General features: G+C 60.2%; 15 protein-coding genes and 1 tRNA gene. 13 read left to right on the top strand and 3 right to left on the bottom strand.

All coding sequences use genetic code 11. The features are described 5' to 3' along the window. Positions 1-83 precede the first annotated feature (83 nt). From K7A42_RS17550 to K7A42_RS17530, 5 genes are all read left to right on the top strand, one after another. Positions 84-1499, top strand: coding sequence for a helix-turn-helix domain-containing protein (locus K7A42_RS17550; RefSeq protein ID WP_282455637.1), 1416 nt, complete (start codon positions 84-86; stop codon positions 1497-1499). Positions 1500-1651: 152 nt separating this feature from the next. Further along, the gene (locus K7A42_RS17545) at positions 1652-2749 is read left to right on the top strand and encodes a polyamine ABC transporter substrate-binding protein (RefSeq protein WP_037090882.1); all 1098 of its coding nucleotides are present in this window, start codon (positions 1652-1654) and stop codon (positions 2747-2749) included. A gap of 133 nt (positions 2750-2882) precedes the next feature. Then, positions 2883-4040, top strand: coding sequence for an ABC transporter ATP-binding protein (locus tag K7A42_RS17540; protein ID WP_022555646.1), 1158 nt, complete (start codon positions 2883-2885; stop codon positions 4038-4040). 11 nt (positions 4041-4051) lie between these two features. Beyond that, positions 4052-4960, top strand: a complete 909-nt coding sequence (locus K7A42_RS17535; protein ID WP_004440081.1) for an ABC transporter permease subunit — start codon at positions 4052-4054, stop codon at positions 4958-4960. A gap of 4 nt (positions 4961-4964) precedes the next feature. Then, positions 4965-5777, top strand: a complete 813-nt coding sequence (locus tag K7A42_RS17530) for an ABC transporter permease (RefSeq protein ID WP_004440083.1) — start codon at positions 4965-4967, stop codon at positions 5775-5777. A gap of 310 nt (positions 5778-6087) precedes the next feature. Here the strand turns inward: K7A42_RS17530 and K7A42_RS17525 are convergent, their stop codons facing one another. Together K7A42_RS17525 and K7A42_RS17520 are read right to left on the bottom strand one after the other, a co-directional pair. Continuing rightward, entirely contained in the window at positions 6088-7752 is a 1665-nt protein-coding gene (locus K7A42_RS17525) for an ABC transporter permease (RefSeq protein ID WP_282455636.1), read from the bottom strand. A gap of 79 nt (positions 7753-7831) precedes the next feature. After that, on the bottom strand, positions 7832-11575 hold the full coding sequence (locus tag K7A42_RS17520) for an ATP-binding protein (protein WP_282455635.1): 3744 nt from the start codon (positions 11573-11575) through the stop codon (positions 7832-7834). Between the two features lie 314 nt (positions 11576-11889). Between K7A42_RS17520 and K7A42_RS17515 the strand changes: the two genes are divergently transcribed. The 3 genes from K7A42_RS17515 (at position 11890) to K7A42_RS17505 (ending at position 14546) form a co-directional block, all read left to right on the top strand. Further along, positions 11890-11966, top strand: a tRNA-His gene (locus tag K7A42_RS17515). A 211-nt stretch (positions 11967-12177) separates the two neighbouring features. Continuing rightward, positions 12178-13809 carry a Ppx/GppA phosphatase family protein gene (locus tag K7A42_RS17510; RefSeq protein WP_035208954.1) on the top strand — a complete coding sequence of 544 codons (1632 nt, stop codon included), beginning with the start codon at positions 12178-12180 and terminating at the stop codon, positions 13807-13809. Continuing rightward, positions 13806-14546, top strand: coding sequence for an RlmE family RNA methyltransferase (locus K7A42_RS17505; protein ID WP_037090861.1), 741 nt, complete (start codon positions 13806-13808; stop codon positions 14544-14546). Before K7A42_RS17510 ends, K7A42_RS17505 begins: the two co-directional genes overlap by 4 nt. On the opposite strand, the gene K7A42_RS17500 is transcribed toward K7A42_RS17505, so the two are convergent. Beyond that, positions 14547-15944, bottom strand: coding sequence for an MDR family MFS transporter (locus tag K7A42_RS17500; protein WP_282455653.1), 1398 nt, complete (start codon positions 15942-15944; stop codon positions 14547-14549). It lies immediately after the preceding gene. Between the two features lie 209 nt (positions 15945-16153). On the opposite strand from K7A42_RS17500, the gene K7A42_RS17495 reads away from it, so the two are divergent. The 5 genes from K7A42_RS17495 to K7A42_RS17475 all read left to right on the top strand — a co-directional run bounded on the left by K7A42_RS17495 (position 16154) and on the right by K7A42_RS17475 (position 21527). Continuing rightward, complete coding sequence (locus K7A42_RS17495) at positions 16154-17155, top strand: MBL fold metallo-hydrolase (RefSeq protein ID WP_004440094.1); 1002 nt, start codon at positions 16154-16156, stop codon at positions 17153-17155. A 179-nt stretch (positions 17156-17334) separates the two neighbouring features. Then, a complete protein-coding gene (gene guaB / locus K7A42_RS17490) occupies positions 17335-18840 on the top strand; it encodes an IMP dehydrogenase (protein WP_004440097.1) in 1506 nt (501 codons plus the stop codon). Between the two features lie 112 nt (positions 18841-18952). Further along, positions 18953-19354: an MAPEG family protein gene (locus K7A42_RS17485; RefSeq protein WP_034496309.1), complete on the top strand. Its 402-nt coding sequence runs from the start codon at positions 18953-18955 to the stop codon at positions 19352-19354. Positions 19355-19504: 150 nt separating this feature from the next. Beyond that, the gene (gene adhP / locus K7A42_RS17480) at positions 19505-20533 is read left to right on the top strand and encodes an alcohol dehydrogenase AdhP (RefSeq protein WP_004440101.1); all 1029 of its coding nucleotides are present in this window, start codon (positions 19505-19507) and stop codon (positions 20531-20533) included. A gap of 118 nt (positions 20534-20651) precedes the next feature. Further along, the gene (locus tag K7A42_RS17475; protein ID WP_112555796.1) at positions 20652-21527 is read left to right on the top strand and encodes a dienelactone hydrolase family protein; all 876 of its coding nucleotides are present in this window, start codon (positions 20652-20654) and stop codon (positions 21525-21527) included. Positions 21528-21854: the final 327 nt, after the last annotated feature.

Genomic DNA, 21854 nt, shown 5'->3' with positions numbered 1-21854 from the left:
AAAATGTAAATTTTGTAAAAGAGTATGATCCGTCGATTTTGTAATGGAATTGTATGTGTTGACGGGGGTGGAGGGGAAAGGCTGTGTCGGAAAACAAGATTTTTGCGGGCCCGCGCGTGCGCCGCATTCGCAACGGTCTCGCGCTGACGCAGACGGCCATGGCCGAGGCGCTGGCGATTTCGCCGTCCTATCTCAATCTCATCGAGCGCAACCAGCGGCCGCTGACAGTGCAGCTGCTTTTGAAGCTCGCCTCTGTGTACAAGGTCGATCTGGATGACCTGCAGGGCGAAAGCGCCGGTTCCGCCGGGCAGCTGCGCGAGGTCTTCGCCGATCCGCTGCTGGTCGGCGAAGTGCCGTCGCCGCAGGAACTGATTGAGGTCGCCGATGCCGCGCCAAATGCGGCAAGTGGTGTTCTCAAGCTATACCGGGCTTACCGGGAACAGGCGCAGCGCCTCTCCGATCTCTCCGATCTTCTGGCGCGGGAGGGTCATGAAACGATGCTTTCCTCCACCCGCCTGCCGATCGACGAGGTGCGACACGTCTTTGAAAACCGCCCGGCCTACTTCCATTCCATCGATGCGGCTGCGGAAGACCTCCACAAACATTTGTCGACGGGCGATGATCTCGCCTCCGGCGTTCGCGCATGGCTCCAGAAAAACCACGGCATCGTTGTCCGCACCCTGCCGGTTCACGCTATGCCGAACCTCCGGCGACGTTACGACCGGCATTCCATGCGGCTTTTTTTATCCGAGCGCCTGTCGCAGCCGGATCAGCTGAGGGAAATGGCGATGGAGACCTGCCTTCTGGCGCTGCGCGAAGAAATCGGTACGGAGCTTGAAGGGCTTGGCCTGAAAGGGGAAGAGGCGAGACGCATTGCCCGCTTCGAACTGGCGCGTTACGCCGCTCATGCGTTGATGATGCCCTATGGCGCATTCCTCGGCGCCGCCCAGCGGGCGAAGTACGATCTCGAAGTCTTGCGGTCGCGCTTCAACGTATCGTTCGAACAGGCGGCCAATCGCCTTGTCAGCCTGCAGCGGCCGACAGCCGCGGCGATCCCGTTTTTCCTGATGGAAATCGACAATGCCGGTAACCGTTTTCGCCTTGCGGGGGCCGGCGGTTTTCCAAGGGCGCGTTTTGGCGGCCTCTGTCCGCGTCTCAATATTCATGCGGCTTTCGCCCAGCCGGGACAAGTGCTCGTGGAAGCGGTCGAGATGCCCGACGGGGATGCTTTCCTCACGGTGTCGCGCACGCTGGAAGGTCCGCAGGCTGGTTTCGGCGAGAGGGTGCGGCGAACGGCGGTGCTTCTGGGCTGCGATTTCAATCAGGCGGCAGAGACCGTCTATGGCCCGGCCGCTTCGGGCGCTGCGCCCGTCGCCGTCGGTCCTTCGTGCCGGCTGTGCGAAAGACAGGGCTGTCTTTCGCGGGCGGAAGCGCCGCTCACGCGGCCGCTGGGGCTGGATGAAATGGTCACCGGCCTCAGTGTTTTCGACTTCCAGTAGGTGTTTTCATTCGCTTTTTTGCGACCGGAACACATTTGGTTGAAAATGCTGTGCTGCACATTTCCCCCTTGCTCCCTTCTGTTTTCCTTTCTAGTCTCTCCGAAAAAAGGGGATCACGCTCCCGTCGTGAGGATGCGTTAACAGGAGACATCATGAAAAACCGTTCTCTCCGCCTGACCTTGGCTCTCACCACCGCGCTCGTTGCAGCAGGCTCGGCAATGGCCCAGGAAAAGGTCGTCCACGTCTATAACTGGTCGGATTATATCGACGAATCGATCCTCGCCGATTTCACCAAGGAAACCGGCATCAAGGTCGTCTATGACGTTTTCGACAGCAATGAACTTGTGGAAACCAAGCTGCTGGCCGGCAGCTCCGGATATGATGTCGTCGTGCCCACCGGCCCCTTTCTCGCCCGCCAGATCAATGCCGGCGTGTTCCAGAAACTTGACAAGTCCAAGTTGCCGAATCTGAAAAACATGTGGCCCGAGGTTTCCGAGCGTCTGGCGAAATACGACCCCGGCAACGAATATGCCGTGAACTACATGTGGGGCACCACCGGCATCGGTTATAACGTCGCCAAGGTGAAGGCTGCGCTGGGCGATGTTCCGGTCGATAGCTGGGATATTCTGTTCAAGCCGGAAAATGCTGAAAAGCTGAAATCCTGCGGCATCAATATTCTCGATGCCTCGGACGAGACCTTCGCCATTGCCATGAATTATCTCGGAAAGAACCCGGACAGCAAAGAAACCGCCGATCTCGAGGCGGGCGGCGATGTCTACATGAAGATCCGCCCCTATGTGAAGACCTTCAACTCCTCCGCCTATATCGATGAACTGGCGAATGGCGACAGCTGCATCACCATCGGCTGGTCGGGCGACATCCTCCAGGCGAAGAGTCGCGCCGAGGAAGCCAAGAATGGCGTCGAGGTGAATTACGTCATCCCGAAGGAAGGCACCTACATGTGGTTCGACAACCTTGCCATCCCGGCGGATGCCAAGAATGTCGAAGAAGCGCACGCCTTCATCAACTATCTGATGCGGCCGGAAGTCATTGCCAAGGCGTCGAACTACGTTCAGTACGCCAATGGCAACCTTGCTTCGCAGGCGCTGATGGATGAGTCTGTTGCCAAGAACCCGGCAGTCTATCCCGATGCCGAGACGATGAAGAAGCTCTTCACGATCTCGCCTTACGGACCGAAGGAACAGCGCGTGCTGAACCGCGTCTGGACGCAGATAAAGACTGGCAGCTGAACCTCCGCCCGCTGGTTGAGGAACGGCCGGCGGGCCTGTTCCTCTGATCCTTTGCCGGCAGGTCCGTTACCTGCCGGTATTGCCCGCCCCGAAGCATCGATCGACAGACCAACGGGATTTGAGGGTAGGGTGAATGGCGAAAACTCTAGGGCCGGTCAAACGCAAATTTAGCCCGTGGGACAATCCCGATGCGGTTCCCTTCATCCGCTTTGAAAACGTCACCAAACGTTTTGGTGATTTCGTCGCCGTCAACAATCTGACGCTTGATATTTACGAGCGTGAGTTCTTCTCGCTGCTCGGCCCCTCCGGTTGCGGCAAGACCACGCTGATGCGCATGCTGGCTGGTTTCGAGGAGCCGACCGAGGGCCGCATCCTGCTGCAGGGCAAGGATATTTCCGGCGTTCCGCCCTATAAGCGGCCCACCAACATGATGTTCCAGTCCTATGCGCTTTTCCCGCATATGTCGGTGGAAAAGAACGTCGCTTTCGGTCTGGAGCAGGATGGCCTGCCCAAGGCGGACATCGTCGCCCGGGTCGAGGAAATGCTGCGCCTCGTCAAGCTCACGGAATTCGCCAAACGCAAGCCGAGCCAGCTTTCCGGCGGGCAGCGGCAGCGCGTGGCGCTTGCCCGATCGCTTGCCAAGCGGCCGAAGGTGCTTCTCCTCGATGAGCCGCTCGGCGCGCTCGACAAGAAGCTGCGTGAGGAAACGCAATTCGAACTGATGGATATCCAGACCAATCTCGGTCTCACCTTCCTCATCGTCACCCACGATCAGGAAGAGGCGATGACGGTGTCGGACCGCATCGCCGTCATGGACAAGGGCATTGTCGTGCAGGTGGCGACGCCCGCCGAGATATATGAAGCGCCGAACAGCCGCTACGTGGCCGATTTTATCGGTGACATCAATATTTTCGACGCCAATGTCGTCGCCAATGCTTCCGATATCGGCAGGCCCGGCCTCGTGACACTGGATTGCGACGGGCTGAAGGTGGCGGTTGAGCAGGAATGCGCCGCTGCCGCCGGTAGCCAGGTGGCTTTCGCCATCCGGCCGGAGAAGGTGCGCATCTCGCTCGATCAGCCTGCCGATAGCAGCATCAACTCCGCCTATGGCGAGGTATGGGATATCGGCTATCTGGGCGACTTCTCGGTCTTCATCGTCAAGCTTGCCGATGGCCGCGTCATCCGCGCCGCACAGGCAAATGTCTCGCGTCTCGTGGATCGCCCGATTACCTTCGGCGATATGGTGTGGCTGAACTGGAAGCCGGACTCCGGCCTCGTCCTGACGCGCTGAGGGAGGCTTCGATGGCGATCACCACTCCCGAAAACCGGCAAAGCCCCTGGCGCTGGCTGGTCGTCGCGGTTCCCTATTTCTGGCTGCTGCTGTTTTTTGCGGCCCCCTTTTTCATCATCTTCAAAATCTCGCTGTCGGATACGGCGATCTCCATGCCGCCCTATACCCCTGTCTTCGAAGGCTTCTCGAGGCTCGGTGATTTCTTTTCGCAGCTGGATTTCGAAAATTACCTCTTCCTGACGGAAGACCCGCTCTACATCGACGCCTATCTGTCGTCGTTGCGCATCGCCTTCATTTCCACCTTCCTGCTTTTGCTGATCGGTTATCCCATGGCGCTGGCCATGGCCCGCGCGCCGTCTTCCGTGCGGCCGACGCTGGTTATGCTGGTGATCCTGCCGTTCTGGACTTCGTTCCTGATCCGCGTTTACGCCTGGATCGGGATTCTGAAGCCGGAAGGCCTGCTGACGGTGCTGTTCCAGTGGCTCGGATTGCTCGGGCCGGACCAGCAGGTCAACATCTTCCGCACCGAAACCGCGATCTTCATCGGTATCGTTTATTCCTACTTGCCCTTCATGGTACTGCCGCTTTACTCCGCGCTGGAAAAGCTGGACAATACGCTGCTGGAAGCGGCCGCCGATCTGGGTTGCCCGCCTTGGAAAGCCTTCTGGAAGATTACGTTCCCGCTCTCCCTGCCGGGTGTCGTCGCCGGCTCGATGATCTGCTTCATCCCGATAACAGGTGAATTCGTCATCCCCGATCTCCTCGGCGGCGCACAGACGCTGATGATCGGCAAGACGCTCTGGACGGAATTCTTCGGCAACCGCGACTGGCCGCTGGCATCAGCCGTTGCCGTGCTGCTTCTGCTGTTGCTGGTCGTGCCTATCGCCATCTTCCAGAACCAGCAAAAGAAGGTGGGGTGAGGCCATGAAGCGCGGAAAATTTGACATCACCGTCCTCACACTCGGTTTTGCCTTTCTTTACATACCGATCATCATCCTGATCGTTTATTCCTTCAATGCTTCCAAGCTTGTCACCGTCTGGGGCGGCTTCTCGCTGCAATGGTACAGATCCATGTGGTCGAATGAAGGGTTGATGGATGCCGCCTGGGTGACGTTGCGCGTGGGTATCCTCAGCGCCACCATCGGCACCATCCTCGGCACACTCGCGGCGCTGTCGTTGACGCGCTTTGCGCGTTTTCCGGGCCGGGTGCTGTTTTCCGGCATGATCTATGCCCCGCTCGTCATGCCGGAGGTGATTACCGGCCTGTCGCTGCTGCTGCTCTTCGTGGCCGTGGGGGTGGATCGCGGTTTCTGGACGGTGGTCATTGCGCACACCACCTTTACCATGTGTTATGTGGCGATTGTGGTGCAGTCGCGTCTTTTGACCTTTGATCGAAGTCTCGAGGAAGCCGCGCTCGATCTTGGTTGCCCACCGGTCAAGACCTTCTTCCGTATCACCCTGCCGCTGATCTTTCCCGCCGTTATTGCCGGCTGGATGCTGGCCTTTACCCTGTCGCTCGATGATCTCGTCATTGCCAGCTTCGCCACCGGACCGGGTGCGACGACGCTGCCGATCAAGATCTATTCGCAGGTTCGCCTCGGCGTGACCCCGGAAATCAACGCCATCTGCACCATCCTGATCGGGCTTGTGACCGTCGGCGTCATCGTCGCCTCAATCGCCTCGAAGCGCACGGAGTTGCAGCGGATGCGCGATGAACACGCCGCGGCGCGAAACTGACCGGAGAGAATTCTACGATTTTTTCGCGTTACTGGCGAAACGCCAATAAAATCAGAAACCTGTAATTTAGTTTCGGGGCTTTACGGTTCCAGAATAGGAATTTTCGTCGGTGATTGATCGATTTTGGTTTTAACTGCTTGTTAATGGGAGTTGGCGGAAAGTAAATCCAACGCAGGGTCGTCATATGTCTGATGGCCGGGATTGATAATTTCCATCTGGCGAGATTGTCCCCCTTTCTCTCGTTGAAAAGCACACCTTATCCAGGCGGCCGCAAGGCCGCCTTTCTTTTTTTGTCTCATTGGCGGGACGTTCATCGGTTTTCAGGATGATCCATCGACCTGGAAACGAGAAGGACGGGGACAAGCCCGGCGATGATGATGATGATCGCCGGTACGGCGGCATCCTGCACCTTCGAGCGTGAGGCATTCTCGTAAACAAGCGTGGCAAGCGTATTGAAGCCGAAGGGTCTCAGCAGGATGGTTGCCGGCAACTCCTTCATGGATTCGATCAGGACCAAAAGGAAAGCGGTCAACGCCGCGGGCCGCATATTGGGCAACAGCACCCTGAACAGCGTCTGCGCCCGGTTCCGCCCAAGCGTTCGCGAAGCCATGTCGATATGCGGCGAAAGCTTCTGGAAACCGGCATCCAGCGTGCCTTCCGCCATGGTCATGAAACGCACGGTGTGCGCATAGATGATGGCAAACGCGGTGCCGGAGAGCAGCAGGCCGGTGGAAAAGCCGAAATGTGTACGGAAGAACCCGTCCACCCCATTGTCGAGAGCCGCGAGTGGAATGAGCACGCCGATGGCGAGCACCGTTCCCGGCACCCCATATCCCATGGAGCCGAAGCGGGCGGCAAACTTCGAGGTTCGTGACCGCCCCGTGCGGATTGCGTATGAAAAGACGAAAGCCGCAACCAGCGTTACCAGGGCCGCGGCAAAGGAAACTTCGAGGCTGTGCCCGAGTGCTTTGAGAAGTTTCGGCGCAAGCAGCGCATCGAACCGTTTGGCCGCGTAACCACCCAGCACGATGACGGGAATGACAAAGCCACTCGTCACGGGCAGGAAGCAGAAAACAGTTGCCGCGCCGCGCCGCCAGCCGGTCAGCGACTTCAGCCGATGGCGCTGCTTCATGTTTGTCGCCTTGGGTGCGCCGAAGCGCTGTTTTTCCCGGGCGTTGCGTTCGATTACGATGAGCGCGCCGACGATGATGAGGATGACGGCGGCGATCTGCGTTGCATTGGCGAGATTGCCGCGGTTGAGCCAGGTCTCGTAAATGGTGAAGGTCAGCGTCTGCACGCCGAGATATTCGACCGCGCCGATATCGTTGAGGGTCTCCATCAAGACCAGAGAAAGCCCGATGGCAATCGCCGGTCGCGCCATGGGCAATTGTACGGAGAAGAACACGTTGAGAGGCTTTGCGCCGAGCGTGCGTGCGGCTTCGGCTGCAAAACGCCCCTGCATGGAAAAGGCGGCACGGGCCGAGAGATAGACATAGGGATAGAGCACCGAGCTCAGGACGATGACCGCACCGCCGAGGGAACGGATATCAGGAAACCAGTAGTCGCGTATGCTGTGATAGCCGAAAGCAGCACGCAATAAGCTCTGCACGGGCCCGGTAAAGTCGAGAAACTCACCGAACGCATAAGCGGCGAGATAAGATGGAATGGCGAGCGGCAGGACGAGCGCCGCCGACAGCAGCCGCCGCAGCGGAAACTCGAACGTGGTGACAAGCCAGGCGCAGACAATGCCGAAGAAAGCGGTCGTCGCTGCCGTTGCTCCGAGCAGCATGAACGTACGAAATCCGGCTCGCGGCAGGACGTTGACGAGAAGATGTCGCCACCCCTCCGTGCTGCCGGTCAGCGCCAGCCAGAAGATCGCCAGAACGGGCATGGCGGCGATGGCCGAAACTATGATGGCCGCAACCGGCAATAGAGAAACGCGTTTTATCGCGGGAAGGGGAACCGTCATGGGCATGCGAGCCTGCTGTCCTGCATAGGCCTTGACCGGCTGGTTCTCCAGCCAGCGGCTTTCGCATTGCTACGCCCGCATGACCTCAGTTGGCAAGGACCCGCTGTGACGGAAAGGTGATTTCCACCAGCGTGCCTTCGTTGGGTGTCGAGGTGATGGAGAAATTCGCCCGGTTGGCGTCCACCATGGCCTTGGTCAACGGCAGGCCGAGCCCGGTGCCGTCACCGCGAACACGTTTGCCGGAAGAAGCCACCTGCCGGAACGGCTTCATCGCCTGTTCCAGTTCCGCCCGCGTCATGCCGATACCGGTGTCGCGGATGCGAAGCGACACGCTGCCATTGGCCTCATAGGCGGTGGATACAACGATCTGCCCGCCTGACGGGGTGAAGCGAATGGCGTTCGACAGGATGTTCAGCACGATCTGCTTGATCGATCGCAGGTCGGCGACGATCTGCGGCACGGATTGCGCAAGCGCCGTGCGGATGATGACGCGCTGGTTGTTTGCCTGCGGCTGCACCAGCGAGACCGCTTCGGCCACCGTTTCGTTGAGCGGGACGGCGATGAAATCGACATCCATCTGCCCCGCCTCGATCTTGGATATATCGAGGAGATCATTGACGATATCGAGCACATGCCGGCCGGAACGGCCGATATCATTGGCGTATTCCACATAACGCGGATGGCCGATCGGCCCGAAACGTTCAGTCGCCATCATGTCCGCAAAGCCGATGATGGCGTTGAGCGGCGTGCGGATTTCGTGGCTGACGCGCGCCAGGAAGTCGGTCTTGTGGGCATTGGCGGTTTCCGCCGCGCGCTTGGCGTTGCGCAGTTCTTCTTCGGTGCGCTTCCACTGGGTGATGTCGCGGATTACGGCGCAATAGCCATGTGAGGATTTGAGCCGCCCGATGGTCATGAACAGCGGCAGGAAACCGCCGGATGCTTCACGGCCGATCACTTCGCGGCCATCGTTCAGCACGCTCGCAACACCGTTATTGGCGAGACCGGAGAGATAGTCCAGCACGGCGCGCTGGCTCTCATGGGCAAAGAGCGTGACGAAAGGCTTGCCGGCAATTTCGCCATTGTCATAGTTGAACAGCGCGCTGGCCGAGCGGTTGAGGGAGCGGATTTCGCCTTCGTCGCCCAAAAGCACCACGCCGTCGGTGGCCGTTTCAAGAATGGAGTGCAGTTCCTCGACTTCGCCCTGAAGCAGGGAGATGCTGCCGGCTTGCGCGCTCTGCGCTGCGGTGTTTTCGTTGGCGGCGGCAACCGGCGCTGCCTTTTCTTCCAGCGGAACGAGAGAAAGCATCAGCGCCTTCGTCTCTTCCCAGCGGATGGATTGCAGCCGCGCTTTGACAGGAATGATATCGTTTTCGGCGCTGACAACCACCATGCCGCCTTCATTGTCAGGCATGTCTTCGAGCTCCTGCCTCTGCAGCAGGGCTTCTAGCCCACCCACTTCTTCGAGTTCGGCCAGAGAGTCATAGCCCGTCAGCCGCAGGAAATCCGGATTGGCGTGGATCAGCCTGTCGCCGGCATGCACGAGAAGGGCAACGGGCATCTGGTCCAGCGTCTCGGCCGTCAGCGCGTCGGCGGGGCGAGATACAGGGCTGACCATTGCTGCTGCGACTTCGGCAACCGGCCGCTCTTCGGCGATGGCCTGCTGCTGCATTTCGTCCGAACCGCTTTCCGCTACGGGTTCGCTGACGGCCCCAGGCTGTTCACCCCGAACATAGTCGGCAAAAAGATCGTCGTCCTGCGCTGGCGCCGTGGCCTTGAGGTCAGTCTCGGAAGGTGCGCTGTCAGGCGCATGCGCATCCATGTCCTGTTTAATATCATGCGTGTCCGAATCGATGGAAACGGTTTCCGCATCCGTTTCCCGGCCGTCTTCGAAAGCAGTATCCGCTGGCGCCAGGGCGCGGCCGATTTCGCGGAAGGCGGCCTGCTCACCGGCGGTCAGGCCTTCGCGGGAGCGCGAACGGCGCTCTTCCAGACGAACGATCTTGTCGGAGGAAGAAGGTTCCGGTGCAGTTGCCGGGGCTTCGAATTCGGGCGGGGTGTAATCATGATGCTGTTCGTCGGTCGAAACGTCGTCAGCTGCATCGTCTGCCGCTCCGACCTCCGCGGCCCGGATTTCATCGTCAGTAGCCGATCCGGAAGTGTCCTCCGCATCGTCATCCTCATCGATGAAGGCCAGCAATTCATGGCTCGTGCTGTCGACGGTTGGCTCCGGAGAAACCTCCGTCGGATCAGACTCTTCGCCCTTCAAGAAGGTAAGGCCGATGGCGTGCGGGTCCTCTGTGGCGTCGGCCAGGCGCACGATGCCGAAACCGCGAAAACCGTCAAATTCCCGTGAGCGGGTATAGGTAGGCAGGGCGGCGAGATCGATCGGCACCATCAGCGATGTGCCTTCCACCGGCCAATAGATTGTCTTGCCCGACCACGTGTCGCGGCGGCCGAGAAGCTCACGGATCTTGCCGTCGGGATCGAGATTGAACAGGGCCGCAACGTCGGCAAAGCCCATGCCTTCCACCGCAGCCGCCCTGGCACCCACGGCCTCGGCAAATTCATGAGAGATGGAGCTGAACCGTCCTTCAGCGTCGATTTTCCAGACGAAACGGGATGCGCGGGCGCCGGCGTTGAAGGCAAAAGGCTGGGCCTGTTCGACTGCTGCGGTCTCAATTGCAGCATCCTCGTCCGCCGGTGGCGCAACCGGGGATGCCGCGTTTTCGGTTATCTCGTCCTTTGCGACGAAACTCTCCGCATCGAGAGCCTCTTCGGCGGGTTCGTCGTCCGTCTTCTTGGTGAAGGGCGCCTCCGCCTCATCCTCATCCAGTTCAAAAAGATCGGCAATGTCGTCAGTCATCGCCACGTCCGCAGCCGCATCGGCGTCCTGCGTGAAAAGCGCTGCGGGGGCCTCCGGCTTCTCTTCCGCAAAGGGCATAAGCCTGTCTTCATCCTGTCCGGATACCGCTTCTTCCTCCGCGTCGGACGGCTGCTCCTGCGGGTCTTCCACCTCTTCGATGTCTGCGACAGCATCGAGAACGGCGTCGAAAGAGGCGGCCGTTGCGACAACAGGCGCCGTCTCTGCAACCGGCGACGCAGGCTCGACGACCGGGACGTCCTGCGGCTTGTCCTCGGCAAAACCATCGGGGTCGAGTGTGCCCAGTGCGGTTTCGACCACGAAGATCAGGTTGAGTTCGGGCGTGGTGGTGATTTGGCCAGCGGCTGCGGGCAGATAACCCTTTCCGGTAGGTACCGGGCGTTTGACGAGATGCCCCGATTGGCGCGCCGCCATTCCAACCAGTGTTCTGGCCGTATGCGGGGTGATGCCGAGTGTAGAGAAGCCGGGCGAGGCGGCAACGATCCGGTTGTCGCCATCGGTGACTGCCATATGAATATCGGGGTCGTCGAAGCCTTCGATCATGCGCCGGGCGCATTCCACCATGTCGGGCTCGGCCTGATCGGCGCGGGCAGAAAAGAGTATCGCGGTTTGGCCGGGCTCGGCCTCAATGATCTCCGCGCGCGCAGTCGCGGCAATGCTGCGGAAACCGGAGGTGATGCGGATCGTGAAGGGCAGGCTGTCGCCGGTCTTTGAAAGCCGCGCCGCCGTGGCCGCCAGTTGGCGGAATGTCACATCCTGCCGCTTCGGTCCCTGTTCCAGAAAGTCATAAACCATCGGCGTGCCAAACAGGGCAGCGCCGCGTCCATTGGCCCATAGAACATGTCCAAGATCGAGCGAGAACAAAGCCATCGCTTCACCGCGCCCGAAACCTTCACGCACCCGTTCATGCACTGCGATATCGATAAAGGGATACTGGACGGCGGGCATGTCGAAACCTATTCTGGCACTACCGGACCTTGCGGGCTCCCGGCTTCCTCATGAAACCGAAACGTAAACCCGCCGAGGCATCACGTTAACAGAATTTTAAATAACTTCACAGGGTCGCCGGGTCCACCGCCCGGCTTATGAATCACCAAATAGAGTTAACATCAACAGCCTTAATGCCGGCTTTCCGGTGTCAGCCCGCGCTGGAAAAGCGCTTGCCTTTCGCTGCCTTTTTTCGCAAAATTCGGATAGGGACTTGCAAATGGGAAAAACACCTTTTATGTGACCCCCCGTGGCGCCGCTTTGGCGTTTGATGTGCGGTTGTAGCTCAGTTGGTTAGAGCGCAGGTTTGTGGCACCTGAGGTCGGTGGTTCGACCCCACTCAACCGTACCATTCCCCTCTCCCAGTAAGTTTATATGTCACAAGGACTTACCGGGAGAGGGGAAAGTCTATTCCACCGCTGGTCAGATATCCCGTTTTCCCGGAAAATAATCTTTGCGGTCACACGGCGCGCGGGTCGTGTTAGGGGCCCTGCGGTTTCAGTCCGGCAAAAACCATTTGGCTAAAATCTCTTGCGCTGGTATTGTCTGCCCAACGAAACCTTATGAAAGCCTGCAGCATAGCGTCTACGCTTGTGCGCGGCGAAATGGACAAGACAGTGATCGACCCCGGAAACGGCCCAAAGCCGTCGGAACAAGGGGCGTCGGTGGCAAACAAAGGGAAAGCGAAGCGTTCCCGTCGTGGCAAGAAACACAAGCGTGACGGTAAGCCCCGTGACGCCTCTGTGTTGTTGCATGATGTTGCCGCGGATGTTCCGGCCGGTTCCTCCTATGTATCGGCGCTCGAGCCGGATGCCGAGCCGCGCAAGAGAAAACGTCGCAGGCGTTCTCGAGGCAAGGGTGCGTCTCAGCCTGCATCTGCGGCTTCCCCTGCACAGGTCCAGGCTTCAGCTGCAATTGACCCGGCCAATCCATCCTCCGTACCACCCGGTGGCGGGCGTAAGTCGCGTAACCGCAAACGCGGGCATCGCGATCCGCGTGGACGTGATCCGCAGGGCCGCCCGCTTGTCCCCAGCCATGCACCGAAACACGTCGGCAAGCAGAACGGTCGCGCCGGCGGCTCCGCGCAGGACCAGCACCGGCAGCAATCGGAAACATCAGCCCGTCACCCAGGGCGGCAGCACGAGCATGGCCCGGACGCGCCGGCGGATATGTATGCCGCGCTTGATCTCGGCACCAACAATTGCCGCCTGCTGATTGCGCAGCCGACGCGGCCCGGCCAGTTCCGGGTGGTCGATGCGTTTTCGCGCATCGTGCGGCTGGGTGAAGGGCTGGTATCGAGCGGCCGGCTTTCCGATGATGCGATGGACCGCGCGGTTGAAGCACTCAAGGTCTGCGCCGCAAAACTCTCCGGCCGCCCGATCCGGCGCATGCGGCTCATCGCCACCGAGGCTTGCCGCGCTGCTTCGAATGGCGAGGAATTTCTGGCGCGTGTTACGCGGGAAACGGGGCTTAAACTCGAAATCATCAGCCGCGAGACGGAAGCCCGCCTTGCGGTTTCGGGCTGCGCCTCCCTCGTCGGCCGTGAAGCGCGTTCCGTCGTGCTGTTCGATATCGGCGGCGGATCGTCGGAGATCGCCGTCATCAAGGTCGGGGAGAACCGCTCGAACCGGCTTGCCAACCACATCACCCACTGGACCTCGCTGCCCGTCGGCGTTGTCACGCTTTCCGAACGCCATGGCGGCCGTGATGTGACGCCCGACGTTTTTGCCGCGATGGTGCGGGAAGTCGAAGGCCTGCTCGACGCCTTCCATTGCCCGCCGCTCGCGCCGCAAACGCATCACGAGGATTTTCACCTCATCGGCACATCAGGCACGGTGACGACGCTCGCGGGCGTTCATCTCGATCTGCCGCGATATGATCGCCGCAAGGTGGATGGTCTCTGGCTGTCCGATGCCGAGGTGACGGCGATGCAGGACAAGTTGCTGGCATGGGATTTCGCCGGCCGCGCCGCCAATGCCTGCATCGGGCCTGACCGGGCCGATCTGGTTCTCGCCGGCTGCGCGATTCTCGAGGCCATTCGCCGCCGCTGGCCGGCGCGCCGAATGCGCGTGGCGGATCGCGGTCTGCGCGAAGGCCTGCTGACGGATATGATGGCGGATGACGGCGCATGGCGGCGCAACCGCATAAGGCGCATGCAGATGGTACGGCAGGACAGGACGGAAGGTTTGACATGAGCAAGGCGCCAACAAGCACCAATCGCACCGGCCGCAAGATCGGCCAGAAGGTCAAGAAGACCAAGCTCAAGGCCTCGTCGCGCCGCTGGCTCGAACGTCATATCAATGACCCCTATGTGCAGCGTGCCAAGCTGGAAGGCTATCGCGCCCGCGCCGCCTTCAAGCTGTTGGAAATCAACGACAAGCACCAGATCTTGAAGGGGGCCACCCGCATCATCGACCTTGGCGCCGCCCCCGGAAGCTGGTCGCAGATCGCCGCCAAGGTGACGGATTCGACCGAGGACGATATCCGCGTTGCAGCGATCGATTTCCTCGAGATCGATCCCATTCCCGGCGTGAAAATTCTGCAGCTCGACTTCCTCGACCCGAGCGCGCCGGAAAAGCTGATGGAGGCCGTTGGTGGCACGCCCGATCTTGTTTTGTCGGACATGGCAGCACCCACCACCGGGCACCAGAAAACCGACCACATCCGCACCATGCACCTATGCGAAGTCGCGGCCGATTTTGCCGTTCAGGTGCTTGCGGAAGGTGGCCATTTCCTTGCCAAGACCTTCCAGGGCGGCACGGAAAAGCAGCTGCTGGATATGCTGAAGAAGAACTTCAAGCAGGTTCTCCACATCAAGCCGGCGTCGTCACGCTCGGAATCGGTGGAAATGTTCCTGCTTGCCAAACACTTCAAGGGTCGCAAGACCGAGGCGGCGGATGCATCTGAAGCCGAAGAGGCCTCGAAAGACTGATTACTCCGCCGGTTGCGAGACCTTGCCGCGGTGGCCGGAAACGGCCGCACCCGCCTGTGCGTCCATGCGGATGATCGGCGCGATGGCGAAGAGCGATACCAGCGCGACGATGGTGAAGGCGATGTGGAAATCGGCGAGCTGCAGATGCGTGCCCGACATCATGCTGCTGACTTCCAGAATGGAAGCGGCGAATGCAACGCCGAGCGCCAGACTGATTTGTTGCAGCACGGAGGCCATGGACGTTGCCTGGCTCGCCTGACTGTCCTCGATATCGGAATAGCTGAGCGCGTTCGATCCGGTAAAGAAGAAGGACCGGGCAAATCCGGCCGTCACAAGAAAGATCATGATCAACGGGTATGGCGTTTCAGGCGTGAAGAAACTGTTGGCGAGCGTCGTGAACGCGCCGACGATGCCCGCGCCGATCAGCGTCGAGCGAAATCCGGTCGCCGCAAACACCCGCTTGGCCATGAACTTGGTGGTGATCGCCCCGATGGCGCCGGCGAAAGTTATCATGCCCGACTGGAACGGGTTCAATCCGAAACCGATCTGCAGCATCAGCGGCATCAGGAAGGGAATGGCGCCCGTGGAGATGCGGAAGATGGTGCCGCCGACGGAGGCGGCCCGGAAGGTCGCGTTCTGGAAAATTCGAAAGTCCAGAATGGGGGCGGGGTGGTGCGCAGCGTGGCGCATATAAAGAAAACCGCAGATGAAACCGATGATGGTCGACGCGATGCCGATGGCTGGCGGGAGCGCAGGCAGGCTGACGACGGAGAGGCCGAACACCACGCCGGAGGCGGCGATGCCGGATAGCACGAAACCCTTTCCGTCCATTGGCGGCGGGTTGGTGGTTTCGATTTCCGGCAGGAAGATCGTCGAAAGCCAGATGCCGATGATGCCGATCGGCACATTGATCAGGAAGATCCAGTGCCAAGAAAAATAGGTGGTGATGAAACCGCCGATGGGTGGACCGGTCAGCGGCCCCACGAGCCCCGGTATTGTCAGCAGCGCCATGGCGGAGACGAGTTCGCTGCGCTTTGTCGTGCGCAAAAGCACAAGGCGGCCCACGGGTGTCATCATCGCTCCGCCCATACCCTGCAGGAAACGCGAGAGTACGAATTCGAACACCGAAGACGAGACCGCGCAGCAGATCGACCCCACGACGAAGACGCCAATGGCAAAACGGAAGATTTTCTTCGCGCCGTATTTGTCGGCCATCCAGCCGCTGATCGGAATGAAGATCGCCAGAGCCACCATGTAGGCCGTTAAAGCCAGCTTGAGCGTAATCGGGCCGACGTGGAGATCTGCGGCAATTGCCGGAAGCGAGGTGGCGATGACGGTGGAGTCCATCTGCTCCATAAAGAGAGCGACTGCCAGGATGAGGGGAATGATGCGGTTCATGAGGCTGCCTGCGGCTTTCCGCTGCGACAAGGGATATCGCCGTCCGTCCTACGCCTGATAGGCGGGCTTGCCAACACGTTAATTACCAATTTCTGATGTTCCGATCAAACCTGCGTGAGGCCGGTTTCCTTGCAACTTTCTCGCTCTATTGTCCGTTGGGTGAGTTCAGTTGGCAATCACGGCCAGTTGGCGATATCGGAGACAAGATGATGACCCAATCCTTGAACATGAGCAGACGCGGCCTCATCGGTGCGGCAGGCGCAAGCGTTCTCGGCGCGCCGTTTTTGATGGCGCGCAGCGCAAATGCCCAGACCAACCAGCCGCAGACCTCGATGGAGATAGAGCACGCCATGCCGCCCGAAACCAACCGCTTCAAGCTCGGTAATTTCGAAGTGCTGGTGGTGAAGGATGGCGCGCGCGCGGCCCCCAATCCCGGCGAGACCTTCGGCACAGACCAGTCGGCCGAGACGGTCGGTAAATTGCTGGAAGACAATTTTCTGCCGACGGACCAGTTCGTCAATTCCTTCTCCCCCGTCCTCGTCAATACAGGGTCCGACCTCGTGCTGTTCGACACCGGTTTCGGTGAGGCCGGGCGCGGTGCGGGCAATGGTCGCCTGATCGAGGGCATGGCAGCCGCCGGTTACGCACCTGAAGATGTGACAGTGGTGGTGCTGACCCACATGCATGGCGACCATATCGGCGGCCTGATGGAGAAGGGCGCGCCGGCCTTTTCCAAGGCACGTTATGTTTTCGGCCAGACGGAATATGATTTCTGGACGGATGAAAAGCGCGTCGGCACGCCGGCAGAGGGCGGTCACAAGGGTGTTCTCGCCAACGTGAAGCCGCTGGCCGAAAAGGCGACCTTCATCGGCGACGGTCAAGATGTGGTATCTGGCATCACAGGCATCGCAGCCTTCGGCCATTCGCCGGGGCACATGATTTTCCGTGTCGAATCGGAAGGCAAGCAGCTGATCCTGACGGCGGATACGGCCAATCATTTCGTCCTGTCGCTGCAGAGACCTGACTGGGAAGTTAAGTTCGACATGGACAAGACGGCAGCCGCTGCGACCCGCAAGAAGGTCTTCGACATGATTGCCACCGATCGGCTGCCCTTCCTCGGCTACCATATGCCTTTCCCGTCTGTCGGTTACGCAGAGAAGCTGGATACGGGCTATCGTTTCGTGCCGAAATCTTACCAGTTTGATATCTGATATCTGCTGCAATGCAGCAACAGGAAAAGCCCGGAAGCCGATTCCGGGTTTTTTCTATTCCCTTCCTGTCATGAACGTGTTACCAGCCCTCGCCAACTTCCAAGCAATCCTTGCAGGGCGCCGGGGTGAACTTTTCGTTCCGGAACGGCCACGCATTTTCAGTATGAAGGAATTTGGTCATGGCACGCATCATTCAAACACCCACTGGTTTGGACGCTCTCACATTTGACGATGTGTTGCTGCAGCCCGGACATTCCGAAGTCATGCCGGGACAGACGAATATCGCCACCCGCATCGCCCGCGATATCGATCTCAACCTGCCTATCCTCTCCTCCGCCATGGATACGGTCACCGAAGGTCGCCTCGCCATTGCCATGGCCCAGGCCGGCGGCATCGGCGTCATCCACCGCAACCTGACCCCCATCGAACAGGCCGAAGAAGTCCGGCAGGTGAAGAAGTTCGAAAGCGGCATGGTCGTCAACCCGGTCACCATCGGCCCGGATGCGACGCTTGCCGAAGCCCAGGCGTTGATGAAGGCGCATGGCATTTCGGGTATTCCGGTGGTTGAAAACGGCGGCGCCGGCGGTCACAAGAACGGCCGCCTCGTTGGCATCCTGACCAATCGCGACGTCCGCTTCGCCTCCGATCCGCAGCAGAAAATCTACGAACTGATGACCCGCGAAAATCTGGTCACGGTCAAGGAAAGCAGCGTCGATCAGCAGGAAGCACGCCGCCTCTTGCACAAGCACCGCATTGAAAAGCTGCTCGTGGTGGACGCCAAGGGTAATTGCGTCGGCCTCATCACCGTCAAGGATATCGAGAAGTCGCAGCTGAACCCCAATGCCACCAAGGATGCGCAGGGCCGCCTTCGCGCCGCTGCCGCCATCAGCGTTGGTGCTGACGCCATCGAGCGCGCCGAGCGCCTCATAGATGCCGGCGTCGACCTTCTGGTTGTCGATACCGCGCACGGCCATTCGCAGCGCGTGCTGGATGCCGTCTCTCAGGTCAAGAAGATGTCGAACTCGGTTCGCATCATCGCCGGTAATGTCGCCACTGCCGACGGCACCAAGGCTCTGATCGATGCCGGCGCGGACGCCGTCAAGGTCGGTATCGGCCCCGGCTCCATCTGCACCACCCGCATCGTCGCCGGCGTCGGCGTGCCGCAGCTTGCCGCGATCATGTCGTCGGTTGAAGTCGCCAACGCGGCTGATATCCCCGTCATCGCCGATGGCGGCATCAAGTTCTCGGGCGATCTGGCCAAGGCGATCGCCGCTGGCGCCTCGGCCGTCATGATCGGCTCGCTGCTTGCCGGCACGGATGAAAGCCCGGGCGAAGTATTCCTGTATCAGGGCCGGTCCTTCAAGGCTTATCGCGGCATGGGCTCCGTTGGCGCCATGGCGCGTGGTTCTGCCGACCGTTATTTCCAGGCTGAAGTGCGCGACACACTGAAGCTCGTGCCTGAAGGTATTGAAGGCCAGGTTCCCTATAAGGGCCCGGTCTCCGGCGTTCTGCACCAGCTGGCCGGCGGACTGAAGGCTGCCATGGGTTATGTTGGCGGCAGCAACATCAAGGAATTCCAGGAACGCGCCACTTTCGTGCGCATTTCCAGCGCTGGCCTGCGCGAAAGCCACGCCCATGACGTGACAATCACCCGCGAAAGCCCGAACTACCCCGGCGCGGTTTGATCTTTCGAGCCGAATCCGTAAAAAGATAGGCTAGTTATTTGGCGCTCCCCGATTCATGCCGGATCGGGGAGCGTTTTCATGATTGGAGAAAAGCATGTCACCCACGACCGCAATGTTCTGGCCGATGATCGCCCATGTCGTTCTGGTCTTCTGGCTTTACGCGCTTCTGATCGTTCGGCGAAACAAATATGCATTCAAGGATCGCGAATCGGCGATCCGCCTCCGGGATCACGGCGAGGAGGCACGCGAAAGCCGTCTGGTGAACCGCAACATCGCCAACCAGTTCGAAGTGCCGGTCCTGTTCCACATCGCCTGCCTGCTGCTCTACATCACGGATGCGGACAATATCGTGACCGTTGTCCTGGCATGGCTTTTTGTGCTTTCGCGTTATGCTCATTCCTATGTCCACGTCACCAGCAACCGCCTGCGTCAGCGCGGCGCATTGTTTGGTATTGGTTTTGCGCTGGTCGTCTGCCTGTGGGGATGGCTCGCCATATGGTTGGCGCTGGAGTAAATCAGCACCGTGAGGTTGCTTCATAAGTGAGACAATCCCGGCCTGCAAAATGGTGCGATTTGCGATGGGTCAATTCCATGATGCCCCATCCCCGTTAATCTCTGCCTCGCCGTCGAGGATTTCAGGCGAGCAGAGATTAGGGAGTATGTCATGGCTAAGACAATGAAAGCGGCAGTCGTCCGCGCATTTGGAAAACCGCTGACCATCGAGGAAGTGGCGATACCAGATCCCGGCCCCGGTGAAATTCTCATCAACTACAAGGCGACGGGCATTTGCCACACCGACCTGCACGCCGCGACCGGCGACTGGCCGGTCAAACCCAACCCGCCTTTCATCCCCGGCCACGAAGGTGTCGGTTATGTCGCAAAGATCGGCGCTGGCGTCACGGGCATCAAGGAAGGTGATCGCGCCGGCACGCCCTGGCTTTATACGGCCTGCGGATGCTGCATCCCCTGCCGTACGGGCTGGGAAACGCTATGCCCGAGCCAGAAGAATTCCGGTTATTCCGTCAACGGCAGCTTCGCAGAATATGGCCTCGCCGATCCGAAATTCGTCGGCCGCCTGCCGGATAATCTCGATTTCGGCCCCGCCGCACCTGTCCTTTGCGCCGGCGTCACCGTCTACAAGGGTCTGAAGGAAACCGAAGTCAGGCCCGGTGAATGGGTGGTCATCTCGGGCATTGGCGGGCTTGGCCATATGGCCGTGCAATATGCCAAGGCCATGGGCATGCATGTTGTTGCCGCCGATATCTTCGATGACAAGCTGGCGCTTGCCAAAAAACTCGGCGCCGATGTCGTCGTCAACGGCCGTGCGCCTGACGCGGTGGAGCAGGTGCAGAAGGCGACCGGCGGTGTCCATGGTGCGCTGGTGACGGCGGTATCGCCGAAGGCCATGGAACAGGCCTATGGCTTCCTGCGCTCCAAGGGCACCATGGCGCTTGTCGGCCTGCCGCCGGGCTTCATCTCCATTCCGGTATTCGACACGGTGCTGAAGCGCATCACGGTGCGCGGCTCCATCGTCGGCACACGACAGGATCTCGAGGAGGCGCTGACCTTCGCCGGCGAAGGCAAGGTGGCGGCTCACTTCTCGTGGGATAAGCTCGAAAACATCAACGATATCTTCCACCGCATGGAAGAGGGCAAGATCGACGGCCGTATCGTCGTGGACCTCGCCGCCTGATGTGAAAATCCCGAAGCGGCGCTCACGCAAATGTGTGGCGCCCCTTCCGACTGCCTTATTCCCCGCCCTTAGATCTGCGTTATCCTCCCGCATCCGTGCGTCCAAGGAGGATAGAGCGATGGACAAGCCCAAGATTACGCAGGCCATGATCGACGCTTATGATGAGTATACCCATCTCAGCCTTGATCGCCGCAAATTCATGGAAAAGCTCACCGTGCTGGCCGGCTCCGGCGCGGCGGCGGCGGCAATTGCGCCCCTTCTTTCCGCCAACAGCGCCCGCGCCGCCATCGTCGCACCTGACGATGCTGGCATTGTCGCGGAAGACGTGACCTATCCGGCGCCCGGCGGCGAGATGAAGGGTTATCTCGTCACGCCGAAATCGGCGTCCGGCCCCATCGGTTCCGTCATCGTCATTCACGAGAACCGCGGCCTCAACGACCATATCCGTGATGTGGCCAGACGCGTGGCGCTCGCCGGATTTCGGGCGCTCGCGGTCGATTTCCTCTCGCCGCAGGGTGGTACGCCCGCTGATGAGGAGAAGGCGCGGCAGATGTTCAGTGGTCTCGACATGGATGCAACTGTCGCCAATGCCGAAGCGGGACGGGTCTGGCTTGCGGCAAGGCAAGGGGCGAATGGCAAGGTCGGCGCCATCGGTTTCTGCTGGGGCGGCGGGCTGGTCAACCGTTTCGCCACCAAGTCGGAAGGTCTGAATGCCGGCGTCGCCTATTACGGTCAGCAGGTCCCGGCGGCCGATGTGCCGGCCATAAAGGCACCGCTGCTTTTGCATTATGCCGGTCTCGACGAGCGCATCAATGCCGGCATCGATGCTTACAAGAAGGCGCTGGAGGAAAACGGCAAGACCTTCGAGATTTTCGTCTATGACGGCGTCAACCATGCCTTTAACAACGATACCTCCGCGGCGCGCTATGACAAGGCGGCTGCTGATCTCGCCTGGGGGCGGACGGTGGAGTTTTTCAGGAAATATCTGGGGTGATTGGGTTTTGAGCGGGCAGCTGTTCTTCTCGCCGGCGGGGGAGGCGGAAATGCTTTTGGATGTTGTCCATTGAGAGCGAACCGAGGCGCGTCGGGCTCACCCCCCTCTGCCCTGCCGGGCATCTCCCCCTCAAGGGGGGGGATCGGCGCGAGGCGCTACCGCCCCGTTATTCTCAAGCCCAGAGATGGGCGAGGCCTCGCCTCGAGTCGATCTCCCCCCTTGAGGGGGAGGTGCCCGGCAGGGCCGGGGGGGGGAAAGCTCCACGCCCCCTCGCTCCAGGGCCCGCAACCCCACCCGCGCCACGCTGCCAATGCGCATCCAGCCGCG

The organism is Agrobacterium sp. InxBP2, assembly GCF_026191755.1.
Classification (GTDB): Bacteria; Pseudomonadota; Alphaproteobacteria; order Rhizobiales; family Rhizobiaceae; genus Agrobacterium; species Agrobacterium pusense.
This window is presented reverse-complemented; position numbering and strand designations above follow the sequence as displayed.

Excerpts from the sequence above, each read along its gene's own strand:
- K7A42_RS17545 (WP_037090882.1), top strand. The coding sequence starts at position 1,652 with ATGAAAAACCGTTCTCTCCGCCTGACCTTGGCTCTCACCACCGCGCTC.
- K7A42_RS17540 (WP_022555646.1), top strand. The coding sequence starts at position 2,883 with ATGGCGAAAACTCTAGGGCCGGTCAAACGCAAATTTAGCCCGTGGGAC.
- K7A42_RS17535 (WP_004440081.1), top strand. The coding sequence starts at position 4,052 with ATGGCGATCACCACTCCCGAAAACCGGCAAAGCCCCTGGCGCTGGCTG.
- K7A42_RS17530 (WP_004440083.1), top strand. The coding sequence starts at position 4,965 with ATGAAGCGCGGAAAATTTGACATCACCGTCCTCACACTCGGTTTTGCC.
- K7A42_RS17525 (WP_282455636.1), bottom strand. The coding sequence starts at position 7,752 with ATGCCCATGACGGTTCCCCTTCCCGCGATAAAACGCGTTTCTCTATTG.
- K7A42_RS17520 (WP_282455635.1), bottom strand. The coding sequence starts at position 11,575 with ATGCCCGCCGTCCAGTATCCCTTTATCGATATCGCAGTGCATGAACGG.
- K7A42_RS17510 (WP_035208954.1), top strand. The coding sequence starts at position 12,178 with ATGAAAGCCTGCAGCATAGCGTCTACGCTTGTGCGCGGCGAAATGGAC.
- K7A42_RS17505 (WP_037090861.1), top strand. The coding sequence starts at position 13,806 with ATGAGCAAGGCGCCAACAAGCACCAATCGCACCGGCCGCAAGATCGGC.
- K7A42_RS17500 (WP_282455653.1), bottom strand. The coding sequence starts at position 15,944 with ATGAACCGCATCATTCCCCTCATCCTGGCAGTCGCTCTCTTTATGGAG.
- K7A42_RS17495 (WP_004440094.1), top strand. The coding sequence starts at position 16,154 with ATGACCCAATCCTTGAACATGAGCAGACGCGGCCTCATCGGTGCGGCA.
- guaB (WP_004440097.1), top strand. The coding sequence starts at position 17,335 with ATGGCACGCATCATTCAAACACCCACTGGTTTGGACGCTCTCACATTT.
- K7A42_RS17485 (WP_034496309.1), top strand. The coding sequence starts at position 18,953 with ATGTTCTGGCCGATGATCGCCCATGTCGTTCTGGTCTTCTGGCTTTAC.
- adhP (WP_004440101.1), top strand. The coding sequence starts at position 19,505 with ATGGCTAAGACAATGAAAGCGGCAGTCGTCCGCGCATTTGGAAAACCG.
- K7A42_RS17475 (WP_112555796.1), top strand. The coding sequence starts at position 20,652 with ATGGACAAGCCCAAGATTACGCAGGCCATGATCGACGCTTATGATGAG.